This window comes from Nocardioides cavernae, assembly GCF_016907475.1.
In the GTDB taxonomy this organism is placed as follows: Bacteria; Actinomycetota; Actinomycetes; order Propionibacteriales; family Nocardioidaceae; genus Nocardioides; species Nocardioides cavernae.
In genome coordinates, this window is sequence record NZ_JAFBCA010000001.1 from 1619985 (window position 1) to 1643386 (window position 23402).

Here is a 23402-nt window from a genome sequence, read left to right on the forward strand (position 1 = left end):
GCGGACGGTAAAGGGTCGAAAGTCGGACCCTGCACGTACGGCGGCCCGGCGGAGCGGGTGCTCTGCCGGGCCGTGCGTGAGGTGCGTGGAGGTGCGTGGGTCAGGAGACCCAGGTGCGCCAACCGAAGCCGTTGGCCAGGTACTTGGCGTCAGCCTTGACCGTGAACGACCAGTACCAGGTGCCGCCGCGGCGGGGCAGCCGGACCTTGTACTTGCCCTTGTTGTCGGTCTTGATCGTCTTGAACTTCTTGTAGCCCTTCTTCTCCTTCTTGGAGACCTGGATGACGATCTTCTTCTTGGCGTAGTCCGGCGTGACCTTGCCCTTGATCACGAAGCCCGAGCTGGGGCGGGTGATCTTGCGCGCGACGCCGATCGTGAAGGGCGCGGACTCGCTGGGCGTGTAGTTGTCGGCGTAGGCGTCCTGCACGGGGTCGGTGTAGCCGCTGTAGACGACCTTGTAGCTGGTGTTCATCTGCGGCTTGACGTCGTAGAACGACGCGTAGGTGTTCTCCGCGGTGGCGACCGGGACCCACGCGGCCGAGCCGGCCTCCTGCGCCATCAGCGTGACGGTGCCGTCGGCGCTGCCGGGGGAGTAGCCGTCGGAGCTGGACAGGTCGACCGAGACGTAGAAGTCGTCGCCGTACTCGACCTGGGCGGCGCTCGGCGTCGCGGTGGTGGTGGTGGTCCAGGTGTCGGCCGCCTGGCTGGGCGCGGCGATGGCGATCGGCGCCAGGCCGAGCAGTCCAGCACTGACGGTGCCGGCGATGAGACGAGTGGTGCGCATGTCCCCGTTGTTCCTCTCAGGAGAAAGATCTGGCCGCCCGGCAACGCCGGGCGTTGAGGTGGTGCTACCCCTGAGCCGCACGGGACAAACCCCTCGTCCCCCGCGCGCCCGTGTCCGGCAGCCCCCGTAGACTTTCATCCTCCCCCACCTCCTGCCCATGTGGGGGCTCTTCCGCGTGCTCTCGAAGGGATCCCCGGTGCCGTCCACGCCCCTCGCCGCCGTCGCCAAGCGTGTCGTCGCCACCCCTACGCTGGGTGGTGCCCTCGCTGACGCCGCGGTGCAGTCCTCCCTCGACCTCACCGGCCCCGGCGCCGTGCGGCCCTTCGTGGTGCACGGGCTGGTCGAGCGCGGGCGCACGGTCCTGGCCGTCACGGCGACCTCGCGCGAGGCGGAGGACCTCGTCGAGGAGCTCGCCGACCTCGTCGACCCCGATTCCGTCGCCTACTACCCAAGCTGGGAGACGCTGCCCCACGAGCGCCTCAGCCCCCGCAGCGACACGGTCGGCCGCCGACTGGCCGTCCTGCGGCGCCTGCGCCACCCCGGGACCGACGCCGCCAACGGTCCGCTCAAGGTGGTCGTCGCTCCCATCCGCAGCCTGCTGCAGCCCCAGGTGGCCGGTCTCGCCGACATCGAGCCGGTCGAGCTGGCCTCAGGTGACACCCGGCCGCTCGACGAGGTCGTGCGCGGCCTGGCCGGCGCGGCGTACAGCCGGGTCGACATGGTCGAGCGCCGCGGCGAGTTCGCGGTCCGCGGCGGGATCGTCGACGTCTTCCCGCCCACCGAGGAGCACCCCCTGCGGGTGGAGTTCTGGGGCGACGACGTCGAGGACATCCGCTCGTTCTCCGTCGCCGACCAGCGCACCGTCGAGACGGTCGCCCGGCTGTGGGCGCCGCCGTGCCGCGAGCTGCTGCTCACCGACGACGTACGACGCCGCGCCGCCGGGCTGGGCCAGGCGCACCCGCAGCTGCTCGAGCTCACCGACAAGATGGCCGCTGGCATCGCCGTGGAGGGCATGGAGTCGCTCGCGGTCGCGCTGGTCGACTCGATGGAGCTGCTCGTCGACCTGATGCCGGCCGACACCACCGTGCTGGTCCTCGACCCCGAGCGCGCCCGCACCCGCGCGCACGACCTGGTCGCGACGAGCGAGGAGTTCCTGGGCGCCTCGTGGGCCGCGGCCGCCGGTGGCGGCACGGCCCCGATCGACCTCGGCGCCGCGTCCTACCGCGAGATCGCAGACGTCCGGCTGCACGCCCTCGGCCTCGGTCACGCGTGGTGGACGGTCAGCCCCTTCGGCATCGACACCGACGACGTGCCCGACGCCGGTCTTGAGTCAGCCGGCGTGCCGAGCCGGACCCTGCCCACCCATCCCGCCGAGGCCTACCGCGGCGACCTGCAGCAGGCCGTCGACGACATCCGCGGCTGGATCACCGACGGGCTCGACGTCGTGGTCGTGCACGCCGGGCACGGACCTGCCGAGCGGTTCGTCGAGCTGCTGGGGGAGAACGACATCGCCGCCCGCCTCGTCGAGGAGGGCGACACCGCCGGGCCCAACGTCGTGACCGTGACGTGCGGCCACCTCGTGCACGGCATCGTCGACGACGAGGCGCAGGTCGCTGTCGTCACCGGCGACGACCTGTCGGGGCAGAAGACGTCCACCCGCGACATGCGCAAGATGCCCGCGCGGCGCAAGAAGCAGATCGACCCGCTCGAGCTGAAGGCCGGCGACTACGTCGTGCACGAGCAGCACGGCGTCGGCCGCTTCGTGGAGATGAAGCAGCGCGAGATCGGTGGCGCGGTGCGCGAGTACCTCGTCCTGGAGTACGGCCCCAGCAAGCGCGGCGGGCCCAACGACATGCTCTACGTCCCGGCCGACACGCTCGACCAGGTCACCCGCTACGTCGGCGGCGAGAACCCCAGCCTCGACCGCCTCGGTGGCGGCGACTGGACCAAGCGCAAGAACAAGGCGCGCCGCGCGGTCCGCGAGATCGCGGCTGAGCTGATCAAGCTCTACGCCGCCCGGCAGGCGACCAAGGGCCACGCCTACGGCCCTGACACCCCGTGGCAGCGCGAGCTCGAGGATGCGTTCCCGTTCACCGAGACGGTCGACCAGCTGACCACGGTCGACGAGGTCAAGGCCGACATGCGCAGGGTCGTGCCGATGGACCGGCTCGTCTGCGGCGACGTCGGCTACGGCAAGACGGAGATCGCGGTGCGGGCGGCGTTCAAGGCGGTGCAGGACGGCAAGCAGGTCGCGGTGCTGGTGCCCACGACGCTGCTCGTCACCCAGCACCTGTCGACGTTCTCCGAGCGGATGAGCGGCTTCCCGGTGGTCATCAAGGGCCTCTCGCGCTTCCAGACCGACAAGGAGGCCAAGGAGGTCGTCGCCGGCCTGGGCGACGGGTCGATCGACATCGTCGTCGGCACCCACCGCCTGCTCAACCCCGACATCAGGGTCAAGGACCTCGGCCTGATCATCGTCGACGAGGAGCAGCGCTTCGGCGTCGAGCACAAGGAGCAGATGAAGCGGATGCGCACGTCGGTCGACGTGCTGTCGATGAGCGCGACGCCGATCCCCCGCACGCTCGAGATGGCGGTCACCGGCATCCGTGAGATGTCCACGATCACCACCCCGCCCGAGGAGCGGCACCCGGTCCTCACCTACGTCGGCGCCTACGAGGACCGGCAGGTCGTGGCGGCGGTGCGCCGCGAGCTGCTGCGCGAGGGCCAGGTCTTCTACATCCACAACCGGGTGCAGTCGATCGAGAAGGCCGCCGCCCGGATCCGCGAGCTCGTGCCGGAGGCCCGCGTCGCGACCGCCCACGGCCAGATGAACGAGCGCCAGCTCGAGCAGGTGATGCTCGACTTCTGGGAGAAGCGCTTCGACGTGCTCGTCTGCACGACGCTGGTGGAGTCGGGCCTCGACGTCTCCAACGCCAACACGATGATCATCGAGCGCTCCGACACCCTCGGCCTCTCGCAGCTGCACCAGCTGCGCGGTCGCGTCGGTCGCTCGCGGGAACGGGCCTATGCCTACTTCCTCTACCCGGCGGAGAAGCCGCTGACCGAGACCGCCCACGAGCGGCTCGCGACGCTGGCCCAGCACTCCGACCTCGGCGGGGGCATGGCCATCGCGATGAAGGACCTCGAGATCCGCGGCGCGGGCAACCTGCTCGGCGGCGAGCAGTCCGGCCACATCGCCGACGTCGGCTTCGACCTCTACGTCCGCCTGGTCGGCGAGGCGGTCGCCGACTTCAAGGGCGGCGCCGAGGAGGAGCTCGCCGAGGTCCGCATCGAGCTCCCGGTCGACGCCCACCTCCCGCACGACTACATCCCCAGCGAGCGGCTGCGCCTCGAGATCTACAAGCGGCTGGCCGAGGTGCGCACCGACGCCGACGTCGACGAGGTCCGCGCCGAGTTGCTCGACCGTTACGGCAACCCGCCCGAGGTCGTGGAGTCCCTGCTCGTCGTGGCGCGCTTCCGGGCCCGGTGCCGCCAGGCAGGGGTCCGCGAGGTGACGGTGGCCGGCAAGTACGTCCGGTTCGCGCCGGTCGACCTGCCCGAGTCGCGCGTCGTACGCCTCCAGCGGCTGCACCCGAAGAGCGTCGTCAAGGCGCCGGTCAGCACCATCCTCGTGCCGCGGCCGCAGGGGACCGGGTTCCCCGTGCGCCCGGTGGCAGGCGTGGCCCTGCTTGAATGGGCCCGCGCCGTGATCGACGATGTGGTCGACCCGCCCGCGCCCGCGCCCAGCCCGGCCAGCGTCGACCAAGGAGTGACCCCGTGAGCAAGACCCGCCTGATGACGGCTGCGACGACAGCCATCGCAGGACTGCTGTTGACCGGATGCGGCAGCGCCAACCCCGGTGTCGCGGTCAAGGTCGGCGACGAGGAGATCTCGACGCGCCACGTCGACGCGGTGACGGCCAACTACTGCACGGCGGTCGGTGAGCTCGAGTCCGCGGTGCCGATGGGCTTCGTGCGCCAGTACGTCGTCCAGCTCCTGACGCTGCGCTCGCAGGCCTCGCAGATCGCCGACGACTACGGCGTCGAGCCGGGCACGGCCTACTTCACCGACGTCGCCCAGCGAGAGGCCACCGCGAGCACCCAGCCCGAGGAGGTCCAGGACGACTACGTCGAGCTGGCCTCGACCTCGGCCTACGCCCAGGACATCGTCGACCAGGTCGGGCGGATCGTCCTGGAGGACCAGGGCGTCACGGACCCGACGGCGGAGCAGACCACCCAGGCCGGCGTCGACGTCTTCAGCCAGTGGCCCAACACGCACGACCTCGAGATCGACCCGCGCTTCGGCCTGCGCACCGTCGACGGCGTGCTGTCCCCGGTCGACACCAGCACCTCGGTCGCGGTCGGCGACACCGCCAAGGCGGGCATGTCGACCGAGCCCGACCCGGCCTTCGCCGAGACGCTGCCGGTCAACCACCGCTGCGGCTGATCCCATGACCGCCCCTGCGCCCAGGACCTCGGCCATGGAGGAGTTCGCCGACCAGATGCGGGTCCTCCAGCGCGAGTGCGCGTGGAAGCGGGAGCAGACCCACACCTCGCTGATCCCCTACGTGCGCGAGGAGGCCGAGGAGGTCGTCGAGGCGATCGAGTCGGGCGACCCTGCCGCGCTGTGCGACGAGCTGGGCGACCTGCTGCTGCAGGTCGTCATCCACGCGGTCATCGCGGAGGAGGCGGGCGACTTCACCCTCGACGACGTGGCCCGCGGGGTCATCGCCAAGATGGAGCGGCGCAACCCCCACGTCTTCGGTGACGCCGTGGCGACCGACACCGCCGAGGTGATGCGGCTGTGGAACGCCGCGAAGGCTGCCGAGAAGGCCGAGAAGGGCTGACCTGGCCCCGATCGGAGCCCGAACGTCATGAGGACGGGTCGTCCTGACGACCATCGGCCATGACGTCCTCGGCTCCGGCCCGGAGGCGGTCGGTGTCCATCACGTCGCGCGCCACCATCGCCCCCAGGGACAGCCGAGTGGGCTCCGGGACGAAGGCGCCGACGTAGGTCTCGTCGAGGCGACCGGTCGCGGCGACCAGCGCCACCGCGTCGACGTAGGCCGTGCGCACGTCGTCGAACCTGTTCCGCAGCGAGCGCTCGGTGTCGGGAGGGACGTCGGTGGCGAGCGCGACGAAGGCCTCCATGCGGCCGACGAGGACGCCGACGTCCGCACCACGGTCGACCAGGTGGCCGACGAGGCTCACGTGTGTCTCCGCCATCGCCACCACGAGGTCGCCGGGGTCGGACCCCCGTGCCGGGAGGCGCAGGCCGTCGGGCGGGTGGAAGTGGACGTCGCTCGGGGAGTCGATGACGTACGACGTCGGGTCGGCGCGCCACTGCGACGGCAGCACGCCGAACTCGCGGCGGAAGGCGCGGGCGAAGACGTCGTAGCCGGTGAAGCCGCAGTCGGCGGCGATGTCCTGAAGGGTCCGGTCGGTCGCGATCATGAGGTGCGCAGCCCGCTCGAGAAGCACCCGGCCGCGGAACCGGGGCGCCGACTCGCCCGCGACCCGGCCCGACTCGTCGGCGTCAGCGGCGCCGTCGACCCAGGCCCTGAAGTGGTCGGCGGCGGTGGGCGGGTCGGTCACCGTCGCGTGACGAGCCGGGCCCGCGGCTCGGGGAAGTCGAAGCCAAGCAGGACGAGGCCTCCCGGCGTCACGAACGCGCCCGCCGGGCGGCCGAGGTCGAGACCCGGCAGACGCGCGGTCCGGCCGTCGGGGTGCAGCCTGCGCACCCGCGTCACGATGGGTGCCTCGCTGTCGCCCGCGGACGGATCGCCAGAGGCGCGCACGCCCCAGACGACGACACCGCGACCGCGGTCGTCCACCAAGGCGGTCGGTCCGTGCACGACGGTGACGTAGAGGTCCTCCCACGCGACGCGCCCGAAACCCTTTACCGGGCCGAGTCGGCCGCGCCGGTCCCACGGCCTGCCAAAGCCCTCGAACTGATTCGTGTCGATGGAGGTCCAGGTGACGTAGGAGTCGCCGCGGGCGTCGGTGGCGATCGATGCGAGCCCGTAGGGGCCGGAGCGGACGACCGTCTCGCGGCTGAGCGAGCCACCGGCCCGCCACACGCGGCCCACGAGCTCGTTGCCGCCGTTGATGCTGTCGTAGCGGGTCCACAGGACGCGGGCGTCCTGGCGCGCGTCGAGCGTCAGGACCGGGCCGGAACTCTCGAGGCCGGGCCGCTCGGCCGTCGGTCCCCGGTCGATCGTGCGTCGTGCGGCGATGCGACCGCTCGTGGTCACCCGGACCACCTCGATCCCGACGGACGAGCCGATGCCACCGATCGGCACGCCTGCGACCCAGAAGGCGCGGTCACCGGTCGCCACGGTCGCGGTGCCGCCGGTCATGCCGAGGTCGGTGACAGGGGAGAGGGACCCGTCCGGTCGCACCCGGCGCAGCAGCATCAGCGGCGGGGCTGTCCCGCCGGACGCGTCGAGCCGCGGCTGCAGCCACGTGACGACGGCCGTGCCGTCGGGGGTCATCGCCACGTCAGAGATGCCTGTCTCGGAGCCCTCGCCCCAGACGAGCTGCGCGGGCGTCGGAGCCCCGCGGCGCGGGACCCGGAGCACCCACGGTCGGTAGCCGGCGGTCTCCTCGCGGTACTCCGTCCAGCCGATCACCAGGTCGCCGGCGTCGTCCATCGCCACCCGGAGAGTGTCGACGGAGTGGGTCGACGAGTAGGCCGTCCGTGGCGGCCCCAGCCGCCCGTCGCGACGGACCTGCCGGACACGGACGTCGGTGCGCACGACCGGGTCCTCCCAGGGCTCGGGCGGCGGTGCCACGACGGTCCGCGACAGCCACGCCACGACCGTGCGGCCCGCCCCGTTGACGGCGTACGTCGGAGCGGTCGAGGTGGTGTCCTCGCGCGGGTCGAGCACCTTCGGTCGGGACCAGCCATCCGCGGGCCGGGCGACCGACGTGGGCGAGACCGTGGTCGTGACGAGGACGAGCAGCGCTGCCACGAGCAGGCGGACGACTGGTCGAGCGAGCATGGGGACCCCCGTCCTCGGACCCGGTGCGGGTCCTCGGGCCGAGAGTAGGGATGGTCACCGACAGGCACCACCCCCGCACGAGACCACACCCGCGCGGACACCCCGGCGACGTCGGCGGGCGACGTGGCTAGGCTGGCTGCCGACCCCGAGACGTCCCCCTTCAGGAGCTCAGACATGTCGATCATCGCTGCAGTCGGTGCCCGCGAAATCCTCGATTCGCGCGGCAACCCCACCGTCGAGGTGGAGGTGTTGCTCGAGGACGGCGCGTTCGGCCGTGCGGCCGTGCCCAGCGGCGCCTCGACCGGCGCCTTCGAGGCGGTGGAGCTGCGCGACGGCGGCAAGCGCTACCTCGGCAAGGGCGTGCAGAAGGCCGTCGACGGCGTCATCGACTCGATCGCCGGCGCGGTCGTCGGCCTCGACGCCGACGACCAGCGCCTCGTCGACCAGACGATGCTCGACCTCGACGGCACGGCCAACAAGGCCAAGCTGGGCGCCAACGCGATCCTCGGCGTCTCCCTCGCCACCGCCAAGGCTGCCGCCGAGTCGGCCGGCCTGCCGCTCTTCCGCTACGTCGGCGGACCCAACGCCCACCTGCTGCCCGTGCCGATGATGAACATCGTCAACGGTGGCGCGCACGCCGACTCCAACGTCGACGTCCAGGAGTTCATGATCGCGCCGATCGGCGCCGCGACCTTCCGCGAGGCCCTCCAGCACGGAGCCGAGGTCTACCACGCGCTCAAGTCGGTGCTGAAGAAGAAGGGCCTGTCGACCGGCCTGGGCGACGAGGGCGGCTTCGCCCCGGACCTCGAGAGCAACCGCGCCGCGCTCGACCTGATCGCCGAGGCCGTCAAGGCCGCCGGCTTCACCCTCGGCAAGGACATCGCGCTGGCCATGGACGTCGCCGCGAGCGAGTTCTTCGAGAAGGGCTCCTACACCTTCGAGGGCAAGAAGGTGAAGACCGACGCGATGGTCGACTACTACGCCGACCTCGTCGCCAACTACCCGATCGTCTCCATCGAGGACCCGCTCGACGAGGACGACTGGGACGGCTGGAAGGCGATCACCGACGCCCTCGGCTCGCGGGCCCAGCTGGTGGGCGACGACCTCTTCGTCACCAATGTCGAGCGCCTGCAGCGCGGCATCGACGGCGGCCAGGCCAACGCGATGCTGGTCAAGGTCAACCAGATCGGCTCCCTCACCGAGACCCTCGACGCCGTCGAGCTCGCCCACCGCGCCGGCTTCCGCAACATGATGAGCCACCGCTCCGGCGAGACCGAGGACACCACGATCGCCGACCTCGCCGTGGCGACCAACTGCGGCCAGATCAAGACCGGTGCACCCGCTCGTTCGGACCGCGTCGCGAAGTACAACCAGCTCCTCCGCATCGAGGACGAGCTGGGTGACGCGGCTCGCTACGCCGGCCGGGGTGCCTTCCCGCGATTCGGCGGCTGAGCAGGCACACTTGCCTGCATGCCTTCCCAGCGCCGCACTCCTCGGGCCGGGCCCGGCGGATCGCGCGGCCCGCGGCAGGGCTCCAGCACGCACCCCGGCGCCCGCGGCTCACGGCCGCGGGCAGCCGGGACGCGCACGACGTCCTCACGGACCGCTGACCCGGTCGCCGAGGCGTCGCGTCCGGCCGCTCCGCGCAGCGCCGCGCGTCGTCCGCGCTTCACGGGCCGCGCCGCGGTGCTGGTGCTCGTGCTCGCGGTGCTGACCGTGTCCTACGCGTCGTCGCTGCGGGCCTACCTGCAGCAGCGGTCCCACATCGGCGACCTCAAGGTGCAGATCGCCGAGCGCGAGGCCAGCATCAACGACCTCGAGCGGGAGAAGAAGCGCTGGGACGACCCTGCCTACGTCAAGGCGCAGGCCCGCGCACGGTTCGGCTACCTGATGCCCGGCGAGGCCGGCTTAGAGGTGATCGGACCCGACGGTGCGCCGCTCGAGGCGCAGGCCTCGCTCAACGACCCCGACGACGTGATCAAGACCGTGCCCACGGCCTGGTGGACATCGGCGTGGGAGTCGATGGAGCTGGCCGGAAACCCGCCGCCGCCCGAAGAGGAGCCGGTCGACCTCGTCGACGGGACCAAGCAGTGAGCGACGACGAGACCCCCCGCGACAACCCACGCATCGACGCAGCCGACGAGGCCGTGATCCGCGCCCAGCTCAAGCGCCGGCCCCGCGGCATCGACTCGATCGGCCACCGGTGCCCCTGCGGCAACCCCGACGTCGTGACCACCGAGCCGCGGCTCCCCAACGGCACGCCGTTCCCGACGACCTTCTACCTCACCTGCCCCCGGGCGGCCTCTCGCATCGGCACCCTCGAGGGCACCCACGTGATGAAGGAGATGCAGGAGCGGCTCGGAACCGACGAGGAGCTCGCGGCGGCCTACCGCGCGGCGCACGAGCGCTACCTGGAGTTCCGCGCCGAGGTGGGGGAGCGGGCGGGGCTCGACGTCCCCGAGATCGACGGCATCAGCGCGGGTGGCATGCCCGACCGGGTCAAGTGCCTCCACGTCCTCGCCGGCCAGTCGCTCGCCATGGGGCGCGGGGTCAACCCGCTCGGCGACGAGGTCCTCGACCGGCTCGGCGACTGGTGGGCGTCGGGACCGTGCGTCGAGCGCTGACCGGGCACCTCCTCGCGCTACAGGCCGGTGACCGGGCACTTCCTCGCGCATGACGGGTGGTGCCGTGCGAGGAAGTGCCCGGTCGGCACCTCTCAGCGCGAGGAAGTGCCCGGTCGGCATGATGTGGGCATGCCTGGAATGAGCCAGACCGTCGCGGCCGTCGACTGCGGGACCAACTCGATCAAGCTCCTCATCGGCACCGTGCGCGACGACGGGCAGCTCGACGTGGCGCTGCGCGACTCCCGCGTCGTACGCCTCGGGCAGGGCGTCGACCGCACGGGCGTGCTGGCCGACGAGGCGCTGGAGCGCACGTTCGCGGCGATCGACGAGCTCGCCGGGATGCTCCACGACCACGGCGTCCCGCCCGGGCGGGTCCGCTTCTGCGCGACGTCGGCGACCCGCGACGCGAGCAACGCGGCCGTCTTCGCCGAGGGCGTACGCCGTCGCCTGGGCATCGAGCCGGAGGTGCTGTCCGGCGACGAGGAGGCCGCGCTGGTCTACGCCGGCGCGATCGCCGCGCAGGTCCCGATGCCGCCCGAGCCGGTGCTCGTCGTCGACATCGGCGGCGGGTCGACCGAGCTGGTGCTCGGGCAGGGCGAGGCCCGGCAGGCAGTCTCGATGGACATCGGGTCCGTGCGCCTCCACGAGCGCCATCTCCACACCGACCCGCCGACCGCCGAGGAGGTCGCGGCGTGCGTGGCCGACATCGACCGGCACCTCGACGGCTCCGGGATCCCGCTCGACCGCGCCCGCACCGTCATCGGCACCTCCGGCACGATCAAGACGATCGCGTGCGGCGTGCTGGGCCTGGCCTCCTACGATCGCGAGGCCTTCGACCAGGCCGTGCTGCCCAACGCCGCCACCGCCTCCTTCGTCGACGACCTGCTCGCGCTGACGGTCGAGGAGCGGCGCGCGCTGCCCTACATGCACCCCGGGCGCGCCGACGTCATCGGCGCAGGCGCCCTCATCTGGTGCCGTGTCCTCGACCGCGTGCCGGTGATCGAGCACGTCGTCTCCGAGGCCGATATCCTGCACGGCATGGCCGCCGCGATCGCCCGATGAGCGAACCGGTCCTCCTCCCGCACCCGGTCGTGGGAGGCGCCTTCACCAGCCCGGTCGCGCCCGGGGCCGGCTGGCCCGACGACCCGGCGGCCGCGGACACCCCGGTCGCGCGCGACGCCGACGACGTACGACGACTCGCGCACGGTGTGCCGCTGGCCGAGCTCGACGCCCGGGTGAGCGTGTGCGCGGCGTGCCCCCGGCTGGTGGCCTGGCGCGAGGGCGTCGCCGTCGAGAAGCGGGCGTCGTTCGCCGACCAGCCCTACTGGGGTCGCCCGATCTCCGGCTGGGGTGATCCCGAGCCCTCGCTGCTGATCGTCGGTCTGGCGCCGGCCGCCAACGGCGGCAACCGCACCGGGCGGATCTTCACCGGCGACCCGAGCGCGGACTGGCTCTTCGCCAGCCTGCACCGCACCGGCTGGGCCGTGCAGGAGACCAGCCAGCACGCCGGCGACGGCCAGCGCCTCGTCGACGCGCGGATGGTCGCGACCGTTCGATGCGCACCGCCCGAGAACAAGCCCACCGCGGTCGAGCGCGACACGTGTGCCCCGTGGATCGCCGCGGAGCTGGCGCTGCTGCCGACGGTGCGGGTCGTCGTCGCGCTCGGGTCGTTCGGCTGGGACGGCGCCGTGCGCTCGCTGGTCGCTGCGGGGGCGCCCGCGCCGTCGACGCGGCCGAAGTTCGGCCACGGCGCGGAGGTCGCCCTGGGCGACGTCACGCTGGTCGGCTGCTACCACCCCTCGCCGCACAACACCTACACCCGACGGCTGACGCGGGAGATGACGGACGACGTCTTCGTGCGCGCGAGGGCGCTGACAGAATGACTGGGTGACCCTCCACGCCATCACCGTCCTCGGCCACGACCGTCCCGGCATCATCGCCGAGACCACCGACAAGCTCGCCGGGCTGGGCCTCAACCTCGAGGACTCGACGATGACCCTGCTGCGCGGTCACTTCGCGATGATGCTGGTGTGCGAGGGCTCGGCCGCCGACGCTGAGATCGAGCAGGCCCTGGCGCCGCTCACCGACGACGGCAGCCTCACCGTGACCGTCCGCGAGGTGCCTGCCGGGCGCACGGAGACCAGCGACGCGACGGCGTGGGTGCTGTCGGTGCACGGCGGCGACCGCCCCGGCATCGTGTCCGCCGTCGTCGCGGTGATCGCGGGCGTCGGCGGCAACATCACCGACCTCACCACCCGCCTGGCCGGTGACCTCTACCTGCTCGTCGCCGAGGTCGACCTGCCGGCCGGGGCCGACGTGGCCGCAGTCGAGGGCGAGCTGTCCCGCGTCGCCGCCGACCTCGGTGTCGGGGTCACGCTGCGCGCCGCCGAGACCGACGAGCTCTGAGCGCGCCCGCATGAGCCTGAACCCCCGGGTCCTGGAGTGGACCGAGACCGACCTCGGCGTGGCCGGGGAGCTGCGCGAGGTCGTCCGCGCCCCTGCGGCCGTCCTGTCGACCCTCGGCGAGACGGTCGATCCGACCTCGCCCGACGTCGTACGACTCGCCGCCGACCTCGTCGCCACCATGCGCGTCTCGCCGGGCTGCGTCGGGCTCGCCGCGCCCCAGGTCGGGGTGGGCGCCAGGGTGTTCTGCGTCGACGTGTCCGAGCACCCCAAGACCCGCGACCACCACGGCACCTTCGTGCTGTGCAACGCCGAGGTCGTCGCCGGCAGCCGCAACGAGAAGGCGCGCGAGGGCTGCATGTCGGTCCCCGACTTCACCGGCGACGTGAAGCGCCCCAGCCGCGTCGTCGTACGCGGCCAGCTGCCCGGCACCGGCGAGGAGGTCGAGCTCGAGGCCGAGGCCTTCGAGGCGCGGGCGCTGCAGCACGAGATCGACCACTGCGACGGGCTGCTCTTCCTCGACCGCGCGGCCGGCGCGCACGCCGTCTACGCTCGCAAGACGTACCTCTGACCTGGCTCCCAGGTCGCCGCCCCGGTATCCCAACCGGTAGAGGAAGCGGTCTTAAAAACCGCACAGTCTGGGTTCGAACCCCAGCCGGGGCACTCTCGAGCAAGGGGGACGACGATGCGCGTACGACGACTGGCCGCGGCCACCTGCCTGGCGGTGACCGTCCTCGCACCCGGACCGGCGACCGGCCACGCGGCCGTCGCCACCTGTGACGGTCGCGCGGCCACGATCGTGGGGACCGACCGCGACGACGAGCTCACCGGGACGCCCGGGGACGACGTGATCGCCGGTCTCGGCGGCCAGGACGCCATCGACGGTGGCGGCGGGAACGACGTCCTGTGCGGCGACGCGGGCGCCGACCTGCTCACCGGCGGTCCTGGAGACGACCGGTTGTACGGCGGTGACAACGGCCTCGTCCCGCTCTTCGAGAGTGAGCCCGAGCCGGGCCGGGACACGCTGGTCCCGGGGCCCGGCAACGACCTTGTCGACGTCGGCGTCAACACCGTGCTGCGCGACGACGGCTACAACAGCCCCGACACGATCGACTACTCCGCGTCGGCGGGCGGCGTGACCGTCGACCTGGTCAGCGGCGTCGCGACCGGCGAGGGCAACGACACCGTGGTCGTCGCTCAGCTCCCTCCCGTGTCCGGCGCGGTCGTCGAGCTCCTCGGCTCCGGCCACCCCGACCACCTGCTCGGCACCGAAGGCCCCGACCAGCTCGTCGGCAACGGCGGCGGCGACCGGATCGAGGGCCGCGGGGGCGACGACCTCCTGATGAACGCCTGGGACGCCTACAAGTACGACGGCACGCGCGGCGAGTCCTACGACGACCACTTCGACGGGGGAGCCGGCGACGACTTCCTCGACTCGACCGGCGGCACCGACGTGCTGCTCGGCGGTGACGGCAAGGACCACGTCCGCAAGGAGGGCGGCTCCGGCACGCTCGACGGTGGCGCGGGTCGCGACGAGCTCGAGGTCTACCTGAGCTCGGGCCGCCACCGCCTCGTCGGCGGCCCGGGCCGCGACGAGGTGTCCCTGGACGTGCTCCGCAGCGGCGCCCGGGCGCGCGGGGTGATGGACCACGCCCGCGAGCGCTTCGTGGTCCGCCTCTCGCAGCGACGACCCGTGCGCGCCGCGATCCTCGACGTCGAGCGCGTCGTGATGCCCGTCAACCCCGGCACCTGGACATACCTCGGCACCCCGGGGGACGACCGCGTCGTCGGCGCGAGGTCGTACACCGGGAAGGGCAGGGGCGGTGACGACGTCCTCATCGGGTCGTACGCCGACGACGTGCTGCTGGGCGGCAAGGGGCGGGACCGGGTCGTCGGCGGTCGCGGTGAGGACCGCTGCCGCGGCGAGGACCTGGTCGGCTGCGAGCTGCGGGGCGCATCCTGAGAAGTTCCTTAGACGGGAACAGCGCGCCCTCGGTCCACGTTTGAACACATGTCACCCCGGCTAGAGTGAGGTGACACGACAGGCGTCGTCACCGCGACGACGTCGACCCTCCGGAACCTCCGGAGGCGGCCTCCAAGGAGAGACCATGAAAAGCAACAACCCTGTCTTCGCCCGTTCCGAGGAGTTCAACCGAGCCTCCTCCAACTCCTACGGCAACCAGACCTACGCCGCCGGCGGCTCGTCCTACCCCGGCTACGGCGACGCCGGCACCGACCCCTCGACCTGGGGCACCGGCACGCCCGGCCAGGTGGACCAGGGCCGGATGACGGTCGACTCGGTGGTCCAGAAGACAGCCATCTCGATCGCCCTCGTCTTCGCCACCGCCTTCGCCACCTGGTGGTTCATCGGCGACATCGTCGACGTGAACGGTGTCAGCCAGGACGCCTACAGCCGTGCGCTGACGCTGTCGATGCTGGGTGCCGGTGCCGCGTTCCTGCTGTCGCTGGCGAACTCGTTCAAGCGCGTCATCAGCCCCGCCCTGGTCCTGGCCTTCGCGGCCGTGGAGGGCGTGGCGCTCGGCGCGGTCAGCAAGGTGTTCGACGCCCAGTTCGGTGACGGCATCGTGACCCAGGCCGTGCTCGGCACCTTCGCCGCGTTCGCCGGCACGCTCGCCGCCTACAAGTTCTTCGACATCAAGGTCGGCAACAAGTTCCGCACCTTCGTGATCGCGGGCATGTTCGGCATGGTGGGCCTCGGCCTGCTGTCGCTGGTGCTGAGCTTCTTCGGCATCAGCACCGGCCTCTTCGGCTTCGGCGCCCTCGGCCTCGTGATGGCGATCGCCGGCCTCGTGCTCGGTGTCTTCATGCTGATCCTCGACTTCGACTTCGTGGAGAACGGCGTCGCCGCCGGCCTTCCCGAGCGCGAGTCGTGGCGTGCGGCCTTCGGCCTGACCGTCAGCCTGGTCTGGATCTACACCAACCTGCTCCGGATCCTCGCGATCATGCGTGGCGACTGATCCAGCCGATCCACTGATCCACTCCGCCGGCCCGCTCGAGCTCAGCTCGGGCGGGCCGTCGGCATTCTTGGGTGAGCGGTGCCCCACCCACGTTCCGCGGGCCGGGAATGTGGCTCAGGCACCGCCAGCAGCAGCCGAGTCGGTCGAGGTTTCCTCGGCGGCGTCCTCGTGCTCGCCCGGCGACTCGGCGTCGGTGGAGGGCCGGCGACGGCGGTGGCGGAGCTCGACCCAGCGGCCGCGGAGGCCGCGCTGGGTGCCGCCGACCTCGGTGCCGTCGACCTCGGTGCCGGGCGTACGAGCGGCGCGGACCGCTGCGGCCGCGACCGGGAGGATGCCCTCGCGGCGGCGCGGCTCGGGCAGCGCCTCGTCCGCGGGAAGCAGGTCGAGGGCCGCGAGGCAGGAGGGGATGAGCACCGACGCGAGCTGCTTGTAGCCGTCGGCGGAGGGGTGGAAGCGGTCCGGCCCGAACAGCAGGGCCGGTGCGGCGTCGAACTCCGGGCCGAGGATGTCGCCGAGGGAGATCGACCGGCCGCCGTTCTCGACGACGGTGATGGTCTGCGCGGCCGCCAGCCGGCGCGACCACTCGCGCGCCACCTGCTTGAGCGGCTGCGGGATCGGCCGGATGGTGCCGAGGTCGGGGCAGGTGCCGACCACGACGGCCACGCCCTGCTCGCGCAGGCGTCGTACACCCTCGGCGAGGTGGCGCACCGACGCGGACGGCAGCACGCTGTGGGTGACGTCGTTGGCGCCGATCAGCACGACGGCGAGGTCGGGGTGGGTGCCGAGGGCGGCGTCGACCTGCTCGGCCAGCGCGCTCGACTGCGCCCCGACCACGGCGAACGACCGCAGGTGCACCCGGCGGTCGGCCTGCGCGGCGACCCCCGTGGCGAGGTGGGCGCCGGTCGTCTCCTCGACGCGGTCCACGCCGTAGCCGGCCGCGCTGGAGTCCCCGAGCAGGGCGATGCGGATCGCGGGACCCGGTCGGCCGCGGCCGTACCAGCCCGTCGCCTGCGGAGGTACGTCGTTGGCGTTGCCGATCAGCCGCCGCGCGATCTTCGCCTCGGCGACCAGGACCCCGTAGAGCCCGGCGCCGAGCACGGAGAGTCCACCGCCGCCCAGGGCCGCGGCCGATGCCAGCTTGCGTGCTGCTCCTGTTGCCCCCACGCCCCGATGCTACGCAACCGGCAGTGACGGCTACGGACGAGTAGAAGGCTAGATTGGCCCGGTGCAGTACGTGAACTCGCTCCTTGACCTGATCGGCAACACCCCGCTCGTCCGGCTCAGCCGGACCCTCGACCTCCCGGACGGCGGCGCAGACGCCCCGCTGGTCCTGGCGAAGGTGGAGTACCTGAACCCCGGCGGGTCGGTGAAGGACCGCATCGCCAGCCGGATGATCGAGGCCGCGGAGGCGTCGGGCGAGCTCCAGCCCGGCGGCACGATCGTGGAGCCGACCTCCGGCAACACCGGTGTCGGCCTGGCGATGGTGGCCCAGCAGAAGGGCTACAAGTGCGTCTTCGTCTGCCCCGACAAGGTCAGCGAGGACAAGCGCAACGTGCTGAAGGCCTACGGCGCCGAGGTCGTGGTCTGCCCGACCGCCGTCGCGCCGGAGCACCCGGACTCCTACTACAACGTCAGCGACCGGCTCTCCAAGGAGCCCGGCGCGTGGAAGCCCGACCAGTACTCCAACCCGCACAACCCCCGTTCCCACTACGAGACCACCGGTCCGGAGATCTGGGAGCAGACCGAGGGGAAGATCACCCACTTCGTCACGGGCATGGGCACCGGCGGCACGATCAGCGGCGTCGGTCGCTACCTCAAGGAGCAGGCCGCCCTTGCCGGGACCGACGTCCAGGTCATCGGTGCCGACCCTGCCGGTTCGGTCTACTCCGGCGGGTCCGGTCGGCCCTACCTCGTCGAGGGCGTCGGTGAGGACTTCTGGCCCGAGACCTACGACCGGTCGGTGGCCGACCGCGTCATCGAGGTCTCCGACGCCGACTCCTTCTCCTTCACCCGTCGCCTGGCGCGCGAGGAGGCCATGCTGGTCGGCGGCTCCGCCGGCATGGCGGCCTACGCCGCCCGCCAGGTCGCCCACGAGCTCGCGGCCGAGGGACGCTCCGACGCCGTCGTCGTCGTCCTGCTGCCCGACTCCGGACGCGGCTACCTCACCAAGGTCTTCAACGACGAGTGGCTCGGCCAGTACGGCTTCGCCACCGGCGCGCAGGCCGACCACCGCACCGTCGGCGAGGTGCTCCGCGGCAAGTCCGGCCAGCTGCCCGACCTCGTGCACACCCACCCCGGCGAGACGATCGCCGAGGCCGTCCACATCCTCCAGGAGTACGGCGTCAGCCAGATGCCGGTCGTCCGTGCCGAGCCGCCGATCGTGGCCGCCGAGGTCGCGGGCTCGGTGTCCGAGCGCACGCTCCTCGACGCGCTCTTCGCCGGCCACGCCAAGCTGACCGACCAGGTTGAGGACCACATGTCCGAGGCGCTGCCGACCATCGGCTCGACCGAGGCCGCTGCCGACGCGGTGTCGCTGCTCGAGCACGCCGACGCGGTGCTGGTCCAGGAGGACGGCAAGCCCATCGGCGTGCTGACCCGGCAGGACCTGCTCACCTTCGTGGCCGCCTCGTGAGGCGCCCCACGACGCGGCTGGCCACGGGCCTGGTGGCCCTCGCCTGCCTCGGCGCCCTCGGGGCCTGCAGCAGCGACGACGCCAGCACCAGCAACGACGCCAGCACCAGCACCGACCCGGTCGAGGTGGAGGTCGGCAAGGCCTTCTCCTGGAACGGCTTCGACGTCGAGGACGGGTGGGAGCTCAACGGCATCGAGCGCTCGGCCGGCCTCGAGGAGGTGACGACGCCCGAGGTGAAGGGCACGATCACCAACACCTCCGACGAGGAGCGGGCTGCGCTCTTCGAGATGGTGTTCTCCACCGACGGCTCGCCGGTGGCGACGCTCAGCTGCTCGGCCGCGACCATGGTCGCCGACCAGTCCCAGCAGTTCATCTGCCCGGGTCTCAGCACGACGATGCCTGAGGACTACGACGCAGTCGTCGTCCAGGAGTTCCGCCGAGACACGTCCAGCTGACGTGGGGCACCGACATGGGTGACCTCTCCGGCGAGGTCATCCTCTTCCTCGTGCTGGCGGCGGTGGCCGCGGGCTTCGTGGACGCCGTGGTCGGCGGGGGCGGGCTGATCCAGCTGCCCGCGCTGCTGCTGGGGCTGCCGGGCGCATCGGTGGTGCAGATCGCGGCCACCAACAAGCTGGCGTCGTTCTGCGGCACCTCGATCAGCGCGGCGACGTACGTCCGGCGCGTTCGCCCCGACCCGCGCACGTTCCTGCCGCTGATGCTCGCCGCCGGCCTCGGGTCGGCGGGCGGAGCCCTCGTCGCGTCGATGCTGCCGCGCAGCGCCTTCGACCCGATCATCCTGGTCGTGCTGGTGCTCGTCGGCAGCTACGTGTGGTTCAAGCCGAGCGTGGGTGAGCTCACCAACCTCCGCTTCCAGGGTGGCAAGCACCTCACCGTCGTGGTGCTGACCGGCCTGACGATCGGCTTCTACGACGGCGCGATCGGGCCGGGGACCGGGTCGTTCCTGGTGTTCGCGCTGGTCGGCCTGCTCGGCTACAACTTCCTCGAGGCATCTGCCAAGGCCAAGCTCGCCAACTGGGCGACCAACCTGGCTGCGCTCGCCGTCTTCATCCCCCAGGGCGCGGTCATCTGGGACCTCGGGCTGGTGATGGCCGCGGCCAACGTGACGGGCGGCTACCTCGGCGCCCGGCTGGCCGTGGCGCGCGGCGCCCGCTTCGTCCGGGTGTTCTTCCTCGTCGTCGTCTCCGGCTTCGTCGTCCGGCTCGGCGGCGGTCTGCTCGGCTGGTGGTGACGGTAGCCTCCACCTCGTGGGAGCGGTCTCGGCAGTCGACGGGTTCCAGAGGCGCCACCGGGTGCTCGGCTTCCCCATCGCGGTCGTCTACAAGTACTTCGACGACCAGGGCCCCTACCTCGCGGCGGCGCTGACCTACTACGCGTTCATCGCGATCTTCCCGCTGATGCTGCTCGGCACCTCGATCCTGGGCCTGATCCTTCGGGGCGAGCCGCAGTGGCAGGAGTCCATCCTCAACTCCGCGCTGTCGCAGTTCCCGATCATCGGCGACGAGCTCGGCCGCCCCGAGGGCCTGCAGGGCTCGGTGACCGGTGTCGTGATCGGTGCGCTCGCTGCCCTCTACGGCGCGATGGGGCTCGGCCAGGCCCTGCAGAACACCCAGCACGTGGCGTGGTCGGTGCCGCGCAACAGCCGCCCGAACCCGTTCTACGCCCGCGTCAAGACGCTGGGACTGCTCGTCACCGCAGGTGTGTCGCTGCTCGCCGTCACGGTCGTCTCCACCGTCGCCAGCACCACCGACGCCTTCACCGAGGTGATCGGCGGCGGTGTCAAGACGCTGCTCCCGGTGCTGACCGTGCTGGTGGTCGGGACCGGGCTGACCTACCTCTTCCGCTTCGCTGCCACCGGCCAGCACTCCTTCCTGCGGGCAGCGCCGGGCGGCTACACCCTGGCCGTCCTGTGGCAGCTGCTCCAGATCGGCGGTGCGGCCTACGTCGACCGGGTGCTGGTGAACACGTCCTCGATGACCAAGACCTTCGGGCTCGTCCTCGGCCTCGTCGGCTTCCTCTACATCGGCGCCGTCATGGCCGTGCTGGCCACCGAGGTCAACGTGGTGCTGTCGCGCCGGTTGTGGCCGCGCGCGCTGCTCACCCCGTTCACCGACAACGTGCAGCTCACCGAGGCCGACCGCAAGGCCTACGCCCTCTACGCCCGCATGCAGCGGCACAAGGGCTTCGAGAAGGTGCTGGTGAGCTGGGACCCCGGCCCGGCGGAGCGCGCGAACGAACCCCCGGAGGAGCGCGGGAGCGCGCCCCCGGACGAGGGCGAGACCGAACGTGCAGGGCCCGCGAGCGAGTCTGCGGACGAGCCGTCGCCGCAGCGCCCGGCGTGACGTCGTACCTCACCATCGCCCGCGACGCGACCGCCGAGGTCGAGGACCGCGGGTCGCGGTTCCTCTGCACCCTGCGCCGGGTCGCGACCGAGGACGACGCCCGCGCTCTCCTCGCCGGACTGCGGCGCGAGCACGGGGACGCCCGACACCACTGCTCGGCCTTCGTGCTGGGCCCGGACGGTGCGATCGAGCGCTCGTCCGACGACGGCGAGCCGGCGGGCACCGCCGGGGCGCCGATGCTCGACGTGCTGCGCGGTGCCGGGTTGAGCGACGTCGCCGCCGTGGTCACGCGCTGGTTCGGCGGCACGCTGCTCGGGGCCGGTGGCCTGGTGCGGGCCTACGGCGACGCCGTGCGCGGGGCAGTGGCGGAGGCCGGGGCGTTGCGCCGCTCGCTGCTCACCGAGCTGGCCCTGGACCTCGACCACGCCGACGCGGGCCGGGTCGAGGGGGAGCTTCGATCGCGCGGCGTCCTGGTCCTCGACGTGGCGTACGACGCCCGCGTGCGGCTGCTGCTCGCCGCCGCGCCGGACGGGGTGGAGCGGCTCGACGAGCTCGTGGCCGCCGCCACCGGCGGGCGGTCCCGGACCACCCCGGTGGGGGAGCGCTGGGTCGACGTCACCGACTGACGTCACGAACTCACGTCGCCGTCGACCTCGCCGTCGACGTAGACCCACCGGCCGGCCCGCTGCTCGAACCGGCTCACCTCGTGCATCGCGCCGCCCTCCCAGCTGGCGACGAACTCGACGGTGTCGGCCTCGGCGGCCAGGATCCGCAGCCCGGTCCACCGGGTGCTCGGGTCGGGACGCACGTCGTCGGGCCGGGTGCGCGGGTGCCAGGTGCGGAAGAGGTGGTCGGCGTCCCCGGTGACGAAGGCGGTGTAGCGCGAGCGCATCAGCTGCTCCGGCGTCGACGCCTGCGCCACGTTGGCGAGCAACGGGCCGCAGCAGGCGTCGTACGACTCGCTCCCGCACGGACAGGGGATGGTCAGCACGACGGTGACGATACTGGCCCCGTTTGTGTTGCGGTGTAATCATGTAATGCATGAAGACAGATGAGAGCCGTCGCGGTCGCCGCGGCGGGTGGCAGGTCGCCGACCTGCCGGACGCTTCCGACGCGTCCGAGTGGTTCCACGGGCGGCTGCCCGAGGCATGGTTCAGCGAGGTCGACGTCACCGTCGACCGCGAGGAGATCCTGGTCGTCGGCACCCTCGCCGGCACCGACGACGTCAACGGGGCCGAGGCGGAGGGCCGCATCGGCCGCTTCCGGTCCGAGACCAAGGCCGAGCGCATCGAGATCGCCCTCGAGGCCCAGGCCCGCTACCAGCGCAAGGTGTCGTGGGGGGTGCGGCTCGGCGACACCGAGGCGCTGTTCACCCACGTCGCCGCGCCGGTGATGACCCGGTTGCGCCAGCCCGAGCGCCGGGTGCTCGACACGCTCGTCGACGCCGGGGTCGCCCGGTCGCGCTCCGACGCCCTCGCGTGGTCGGTGCGGCTGGTCGGCCAGCACGCCGACGAGTGGCTCGGCCAGCTGCGTGACGCGATGGGGGAGGTCGACAAGCTCCGCGGCGAGGGCCCGTCGCTCTGACGCCTCCTCGGTGGACGCACTAGGTTCCCCGCCATGACGATCGAGCGGCCCGAGCCGTCCTTCAGCAACGACGAGGTCGGGATGCTGCGGTCCTACCTCGACCACTTCCGCGCCACGATCCGGCTGCAGGCGAGCGGACTGACGGACGAGCAGCTCGACCAGAGCCTCCCGCCCAGCGACCTGACGCTGGGCGGGATGCTCAAGCACCTCGCCTTCGTGGAGGACTACTGGTTCTCCTACAACCTGGCCGGCCGCGAGCCGTCCCCGCCGTGGGACACCGCTCCGTGGGGCGAGGACCCTGACTGGGACTGGCACAGCGCGGCCGGTGCGTCGCACGCCGAGCTCGACGCGCTGCTCGTCGCCGCCATCGTCCGATCGGACGCCTGCCTGGACACGGCCCTCGCCGCCGACCCGGACCTCGGCCGGCTCGTCGCGCGTCCGCGTGACCCGGCCAAGGGCGAGACGGCGACGCTTCGCTGGGTGCTGGTCCACATGGTCGAGGAGTACGCCCGACACGCCGGTCACGCCGACCTCATCCGCCAGTGCGTCGACGGTGCGACCGACGTCTGAGCCGGCGTCCGCCCACGTCGAGCCGGGACAGTCCTCGGGTCAGTTCTCCTGGTGCAGGCAGAGCACGTTGCCGTCGGGGTCCTTGAACCACGCTGCCTTCTCGGCGCCCATCACGCACACGTGGTCGACGGTCTTGAGGTCCGGCAGGTCGTAGTCCTCGAAGACGACGCCGCGCTGCTCGAGGTCGCCGATCTCGGTGGTGATGTCGTCGACCTCGAAGCTCATCGCGGTGCTCTCCGACGGACGGCTGTCGGGGCGGGGGAGCAGGACGAGCGTGGAGCCGCCGTCCAGGGCGTACGTCGCGCTGCCCTCGTCGTTGGTGCCGGTGTAGTCGAGTCCCAGGGACTCGGAGTAGAACGTGCGGGCGCGGTCGACGTCGGTGACCGGCATCATCATCGCGACCGTGCGGTGCGTGAGCGCCATGGAGCGCCTCCTTCTCTGCTGGTCACCCCCAGTGTGCGCTC

General features: G+C 72.1%; 25 protein-coding genes and 1 tRNA gene. 20 read left to right on the forward strand and 6 right to left on the reverse strand.

Translation table 11 applies throughout. The features are described 5' to 3' along the window. Positions 1-100: 100 nt before the first annotated feature. A complete protein-coding gene (locus JOD65_RS07495) occupies positions 101-784 on the reverse strand; it encodes a hypothetical protein (RefSeq protein WP_191193022.1) in 684 nt (227 codons plus the stop codon). Between the two features lie 157 nt (positions 785-941). Between JOD65_RS07495 and mfd the strand changes: the two genes are divergently transcribed. The 3 genes from mfd to JOD65_RS07510 are packed head-to-tail and all read left to right on the forward strand — an operon-like array spanning position 942 to position 5630. Further along, positions 942-4565, forward strand: coding sequence for a transcription-repair coupling factor (gene mfd / locus JOD65_RS07500; RefSeq protein WP_191193021.1), 3624 nt, complete (start codon positions 942-944; stop codon positions 4563-4565). Beyond that, positions 4562-5230: a hypothetical protein gene (locus JOD65_RS07505; RefSeq protein ID WP_191193020.1), complete on the forward strand. Its 669-nt coding sequence runs from the start codon at positions 4562-4564 to the stop codon at positions 5228-5230. The genes mfd and JOD65_RS07505 overlap by 4 nt, the downstream gene beginning before the upstream one ends. 4 nt (positions 5231-5234) lie before the next feature. Beyond that, the gene (locus JOD65_RS07510; protein WP_191193019.1) at positions 5235-5630 is read left to right on the forward strand and encodes a MazG nucleotide pyrophosphohydrolase domain-containing protein; all 396 of its coding nucleotides are present in this window, start codon (positions 5235-5237) and stop codon (positions 5628-5630) included. A 25-nt stretch (positions 5631-5655) separates the two neighbouring features. Here the strand turns inward: JOD65_RS07510 and JOD65_RS07515 are convergent, their stop codons facing one another. Both JOD65_RS07515 and JOD65_RS07520 read right to left on the reverse strand, forming a co-directional pair. Then, a complete protein-coding gene (locus JOD65_RS07515) occupies positions 5656-6378 on the reverse strand; it encodes a helix-turn-helix domain-containing protein (RefSeq protein WP_191193018.1) in 723 nt (240 codons plus the stop codon). After that, a complete protein-coding gene (locus JOD65_RS07520; RefSeq protein ID WP_191193017.1) occupies positions 6375-7787 on the reverse strand; it encodes a hypothetical protein in 1413 nt (470 codons plus the stop codon). Before JOD65_RS07520 ends, JOD65_RS07515 begins: the two co-directional genes overlap by 4 nt. A 174-nt stretch (positions 7788-7961) precedes the next feature. Between JOD65_RS07520 and eno the strand changes: the two genes are divergently transcribed. The 10 genes from eno to JOD65_RS07570 all read left to right on the forward strand — a co-directional run bounded on the left by eno (position 7962) and on the right by JOD65_RS07570 (position 15792). Then, the gene (gene eno, locus JOD65_RS07525) at positions 7962-9239 is read left to right on the forward strand and encodes a phosphopyruvate hydratase (protein ID WP_191193016.1); all 1278 of its coding nucleotides are present in this window, start codon (positions 7962-7964) and stop codon (positions 9237-9239) included. Positions 9240-9257: 18 nt separating this feature from the next. After that, positions 9258-9881, forward strand: a complete 624-nt coding sequence (locus JOD65_RS07530) for an FtsB family cell division protein (RefSeq protein ID WP_191193015.1) — start codon at positions 9258-9260, stop codon at positions 9879-9881. A 32-nt stretch (positions 9882-9913) separates the two neighbouring features. Beyond that, the gene (locus JOD65_RS07535; RefSeq protein ID WP_204811446.1) at positions 9914-10411 is read left to right on the forward strand and encodes a DUF501 domain-containing protein; all 498 of its coding nucleotides are present in this window, start codon (positions 9914-9916) and stop codon (positions 10409-10411) included. Positions 10412-10540: 129 nt separating this feature from the next. Next, on the forward strand, positions 10541-11473 hold the full coding sequence (locus JOD65_RS07540; RefSeq protein WP_224747108.1) for a Ppx/GppA phosphatase family protein: 933 nt from the start codon (positions 10541-10543) through the stop codon (positions 11471-11473). Continuing rightward, on the forward strand, positions 11470-12294 hold the full coding sequence (locus tag JOD65_RS07545; RefSeq protein ID WP_191193013.1) for a uracil-DNA glycosylase: 825 nt from the start codon (positions 11470-11472) through the stop codon (positions 12292-12294). The genes JOD65_RS07540 and JOD65_RS07545 overlap by 4 nt, the downstream gene beginning before the upstream one ends. Before the next feature lie 4 nt (positions 12295-12298). Beyond that, positions 12299-12817, forward strand: a complete 519-nt coding sequence (locus JOD65_RS23945; RefSeq protein WP_191193012.1) for a glycine cleavage system transcriptional repressor — start codon at positions 12299-12301, stop codon at positions 12815-12817. Positions 12818-12827: 10 nt separating this feature from the next. Next, a complete protein-coding gene (gene def, locus JOD65_RS07555) occupies positions 12828-13385 on the forward strand; it encodes a peptide deformylase (RefSeq protein WP_191193011.1) in 558 nt (185 codons plus the stop codon). Positions 13386-13403: 18 nt separating this feature from the next. Further along, positions 13404-13477 (forward strand) — tRNA-Leu (locus JOD65_RS07560). A 22-nt stretch (positions 13478-13499) separates the two neighbouring features. After that, the gene (locus JOD65_RS07565) at positions 13500-14777 is read left to right on the forward strand and encodes a calcium-binding protein (protein WP_191193010.1); all 1278 of its coding nucleotides are present in this window, start codon (positions 13500-13502) and stop codon (positions 14775-14777) included. A gap of 145 nt (positions 14778-14922) precedes the next feature. Beyond that, on the forward strand, positions 14923-15792 hold the full coding sequence (locus JOD65_RS07570) for a Bax inhibitor-1/YccA family protein (protein WP_191193009.1): 870 nt from the start codon (positions 14923-14925) through the stop codon (positions 15790-15792). A gap of 114 nt (positions 15793-15906) precedes the next feature. Here JOD65_RS07570 and JOD65_RS07575 read toward each other — a convergent pair whose 3' ends face one another. After that, positions 15907-16956 carry an SGNH/GDSL hydrolase family protein gene (locus JOD65_RS07575; protein WP_191193008.1) on the reverse strand — a complete coding sequence of 350 codons (1050 nt, stop codon included), beginning with the start codon at positions 16954-16956 and terminating at the stop codon, positions 15907-15909. A 61-nt stretch (positions 16957-17017) separates the two neighbouring features. Between JOD65_RS07575 and JOD65_RS07580 the strand changes: the two genes are divergently transcribed. Genes JOD65_RS07580 through JOD65_RS07600 form a run of 5 tightly spaced genes read left to right on the forward strand, consistent with a single transcriptional unit; the run spans position 17018 to position 21410 of the window. Beyond that, a complete protein-coding gene (locus JOD65_RS07580; RefSeq protein WP_191193007.1) occupies positions 17018-18424 on the forward strand; it encodes a cystathionine beta-synthase in 1407 nt (468 codons plus the stop codon). Beyond that, complete coding sequence (locus JOD65_RS07585; RefSeq protein WP_191193006.1) at positions 18421-18879, forward strand: hypothetical protein; 459 nt, start codon at positions 18421-18423, stop codon at positions 18877-18879. Before JOD65_RS07580 ends, JOD65_RS07585 begins: the two co-directional genes overlap by 4 nt. Before the next feature lie 14 nt (positions 18880-18893). After that, positions 18894-19673: a TSUP family transporter gene (locus JOD65_RS07590; protein ID WP_191193005.1), complete on the forward strand. Its 780-nt coding sequence runs from the start codon at positions 18894-18896 to the stop codon at positions 19671-19673. A 16-nt stretch (positions 19674-19689) separates the two neighbouring features. After that, a complete protein-coding gene (locus JOD65_RS07595; protein WP_191193004.1) occupies positions 19690-20784 on the forward strand; it encodes a YihY/virulence factor BrkB family protein in 1095 nt (364 codons plus the stop codon). Beyond that, entirely contained in the window at positions 20781-21410 is a 630-nt protein-coding gene (locus JOD65_RS07600) for a YigZ family protein (protein ID WP_191193003.1), read from the forward strand. Before JOD65_RS07595 ends, JOD65_RS07600 begins: the two co-directional genes overlap by 4 nt. 2 nt (positions 21411-21412) lie before the next feature. Here JOD65_RS07600 and JOD65_RS07605 read toward each other — a convergent pair whose 3' ends face one another. Then, positions 21413-21775: a YchJ family protein gene (locus JOD65_RS07605; protein WP_397188045.1), complete on the reverse strand. Its 363-nt coding sequence runs from the start codon at positions 21773-21775 to the stop codon at positions 21413-21415. Between the two features lie 50 nt (positions 21776-21825). Here JOD65_RS07605 and abmR point away from each other — a divergent pair, with 50 nt between their 5' ends. Both abmR and JOD65_RS07615 read left to right on the forward strand, forming a co-directional pair. Beyond that, positions 21826-22368 (forward strand): ATP-binding transcription factor AbmR, encoded by a 543-nt coding sequence (gene abmR, locus JOD65_RS07610; protein ID WP_191193002.1) that lies wholly within the window; start codon positions 21826-21828, stop codon positions 22366-22368. 33 nt (positions 22369-22401) lie between these two features. Beyond that, complete coding sequence (locus JOD65_RS07615) at positions 22402-22938, forward strand: DinB family protein (RefSeq protein ID WP_191193001.1); 537 nt, start codon at positions 22402-22404, stop codon at positions 22936-22938. Positions 22939-22977: 39 nt separating this feature from the next. On the opposite strand, the gene JOD65_RS07620 is transcribed toward JOD65_RS07615, so the two are convergent. Beyond that, positions 22978-23361, reverse strand: a complete 384-nt coding sequence (locus JOD65_RS07620; RefSeq protein ID WP_191193000.1) for a VOC family protein — start codon at positions 23359-23361, stop codon at positions 22978-22980. Positions 23362-23402 lie beyond the last annotated feature (41 nt).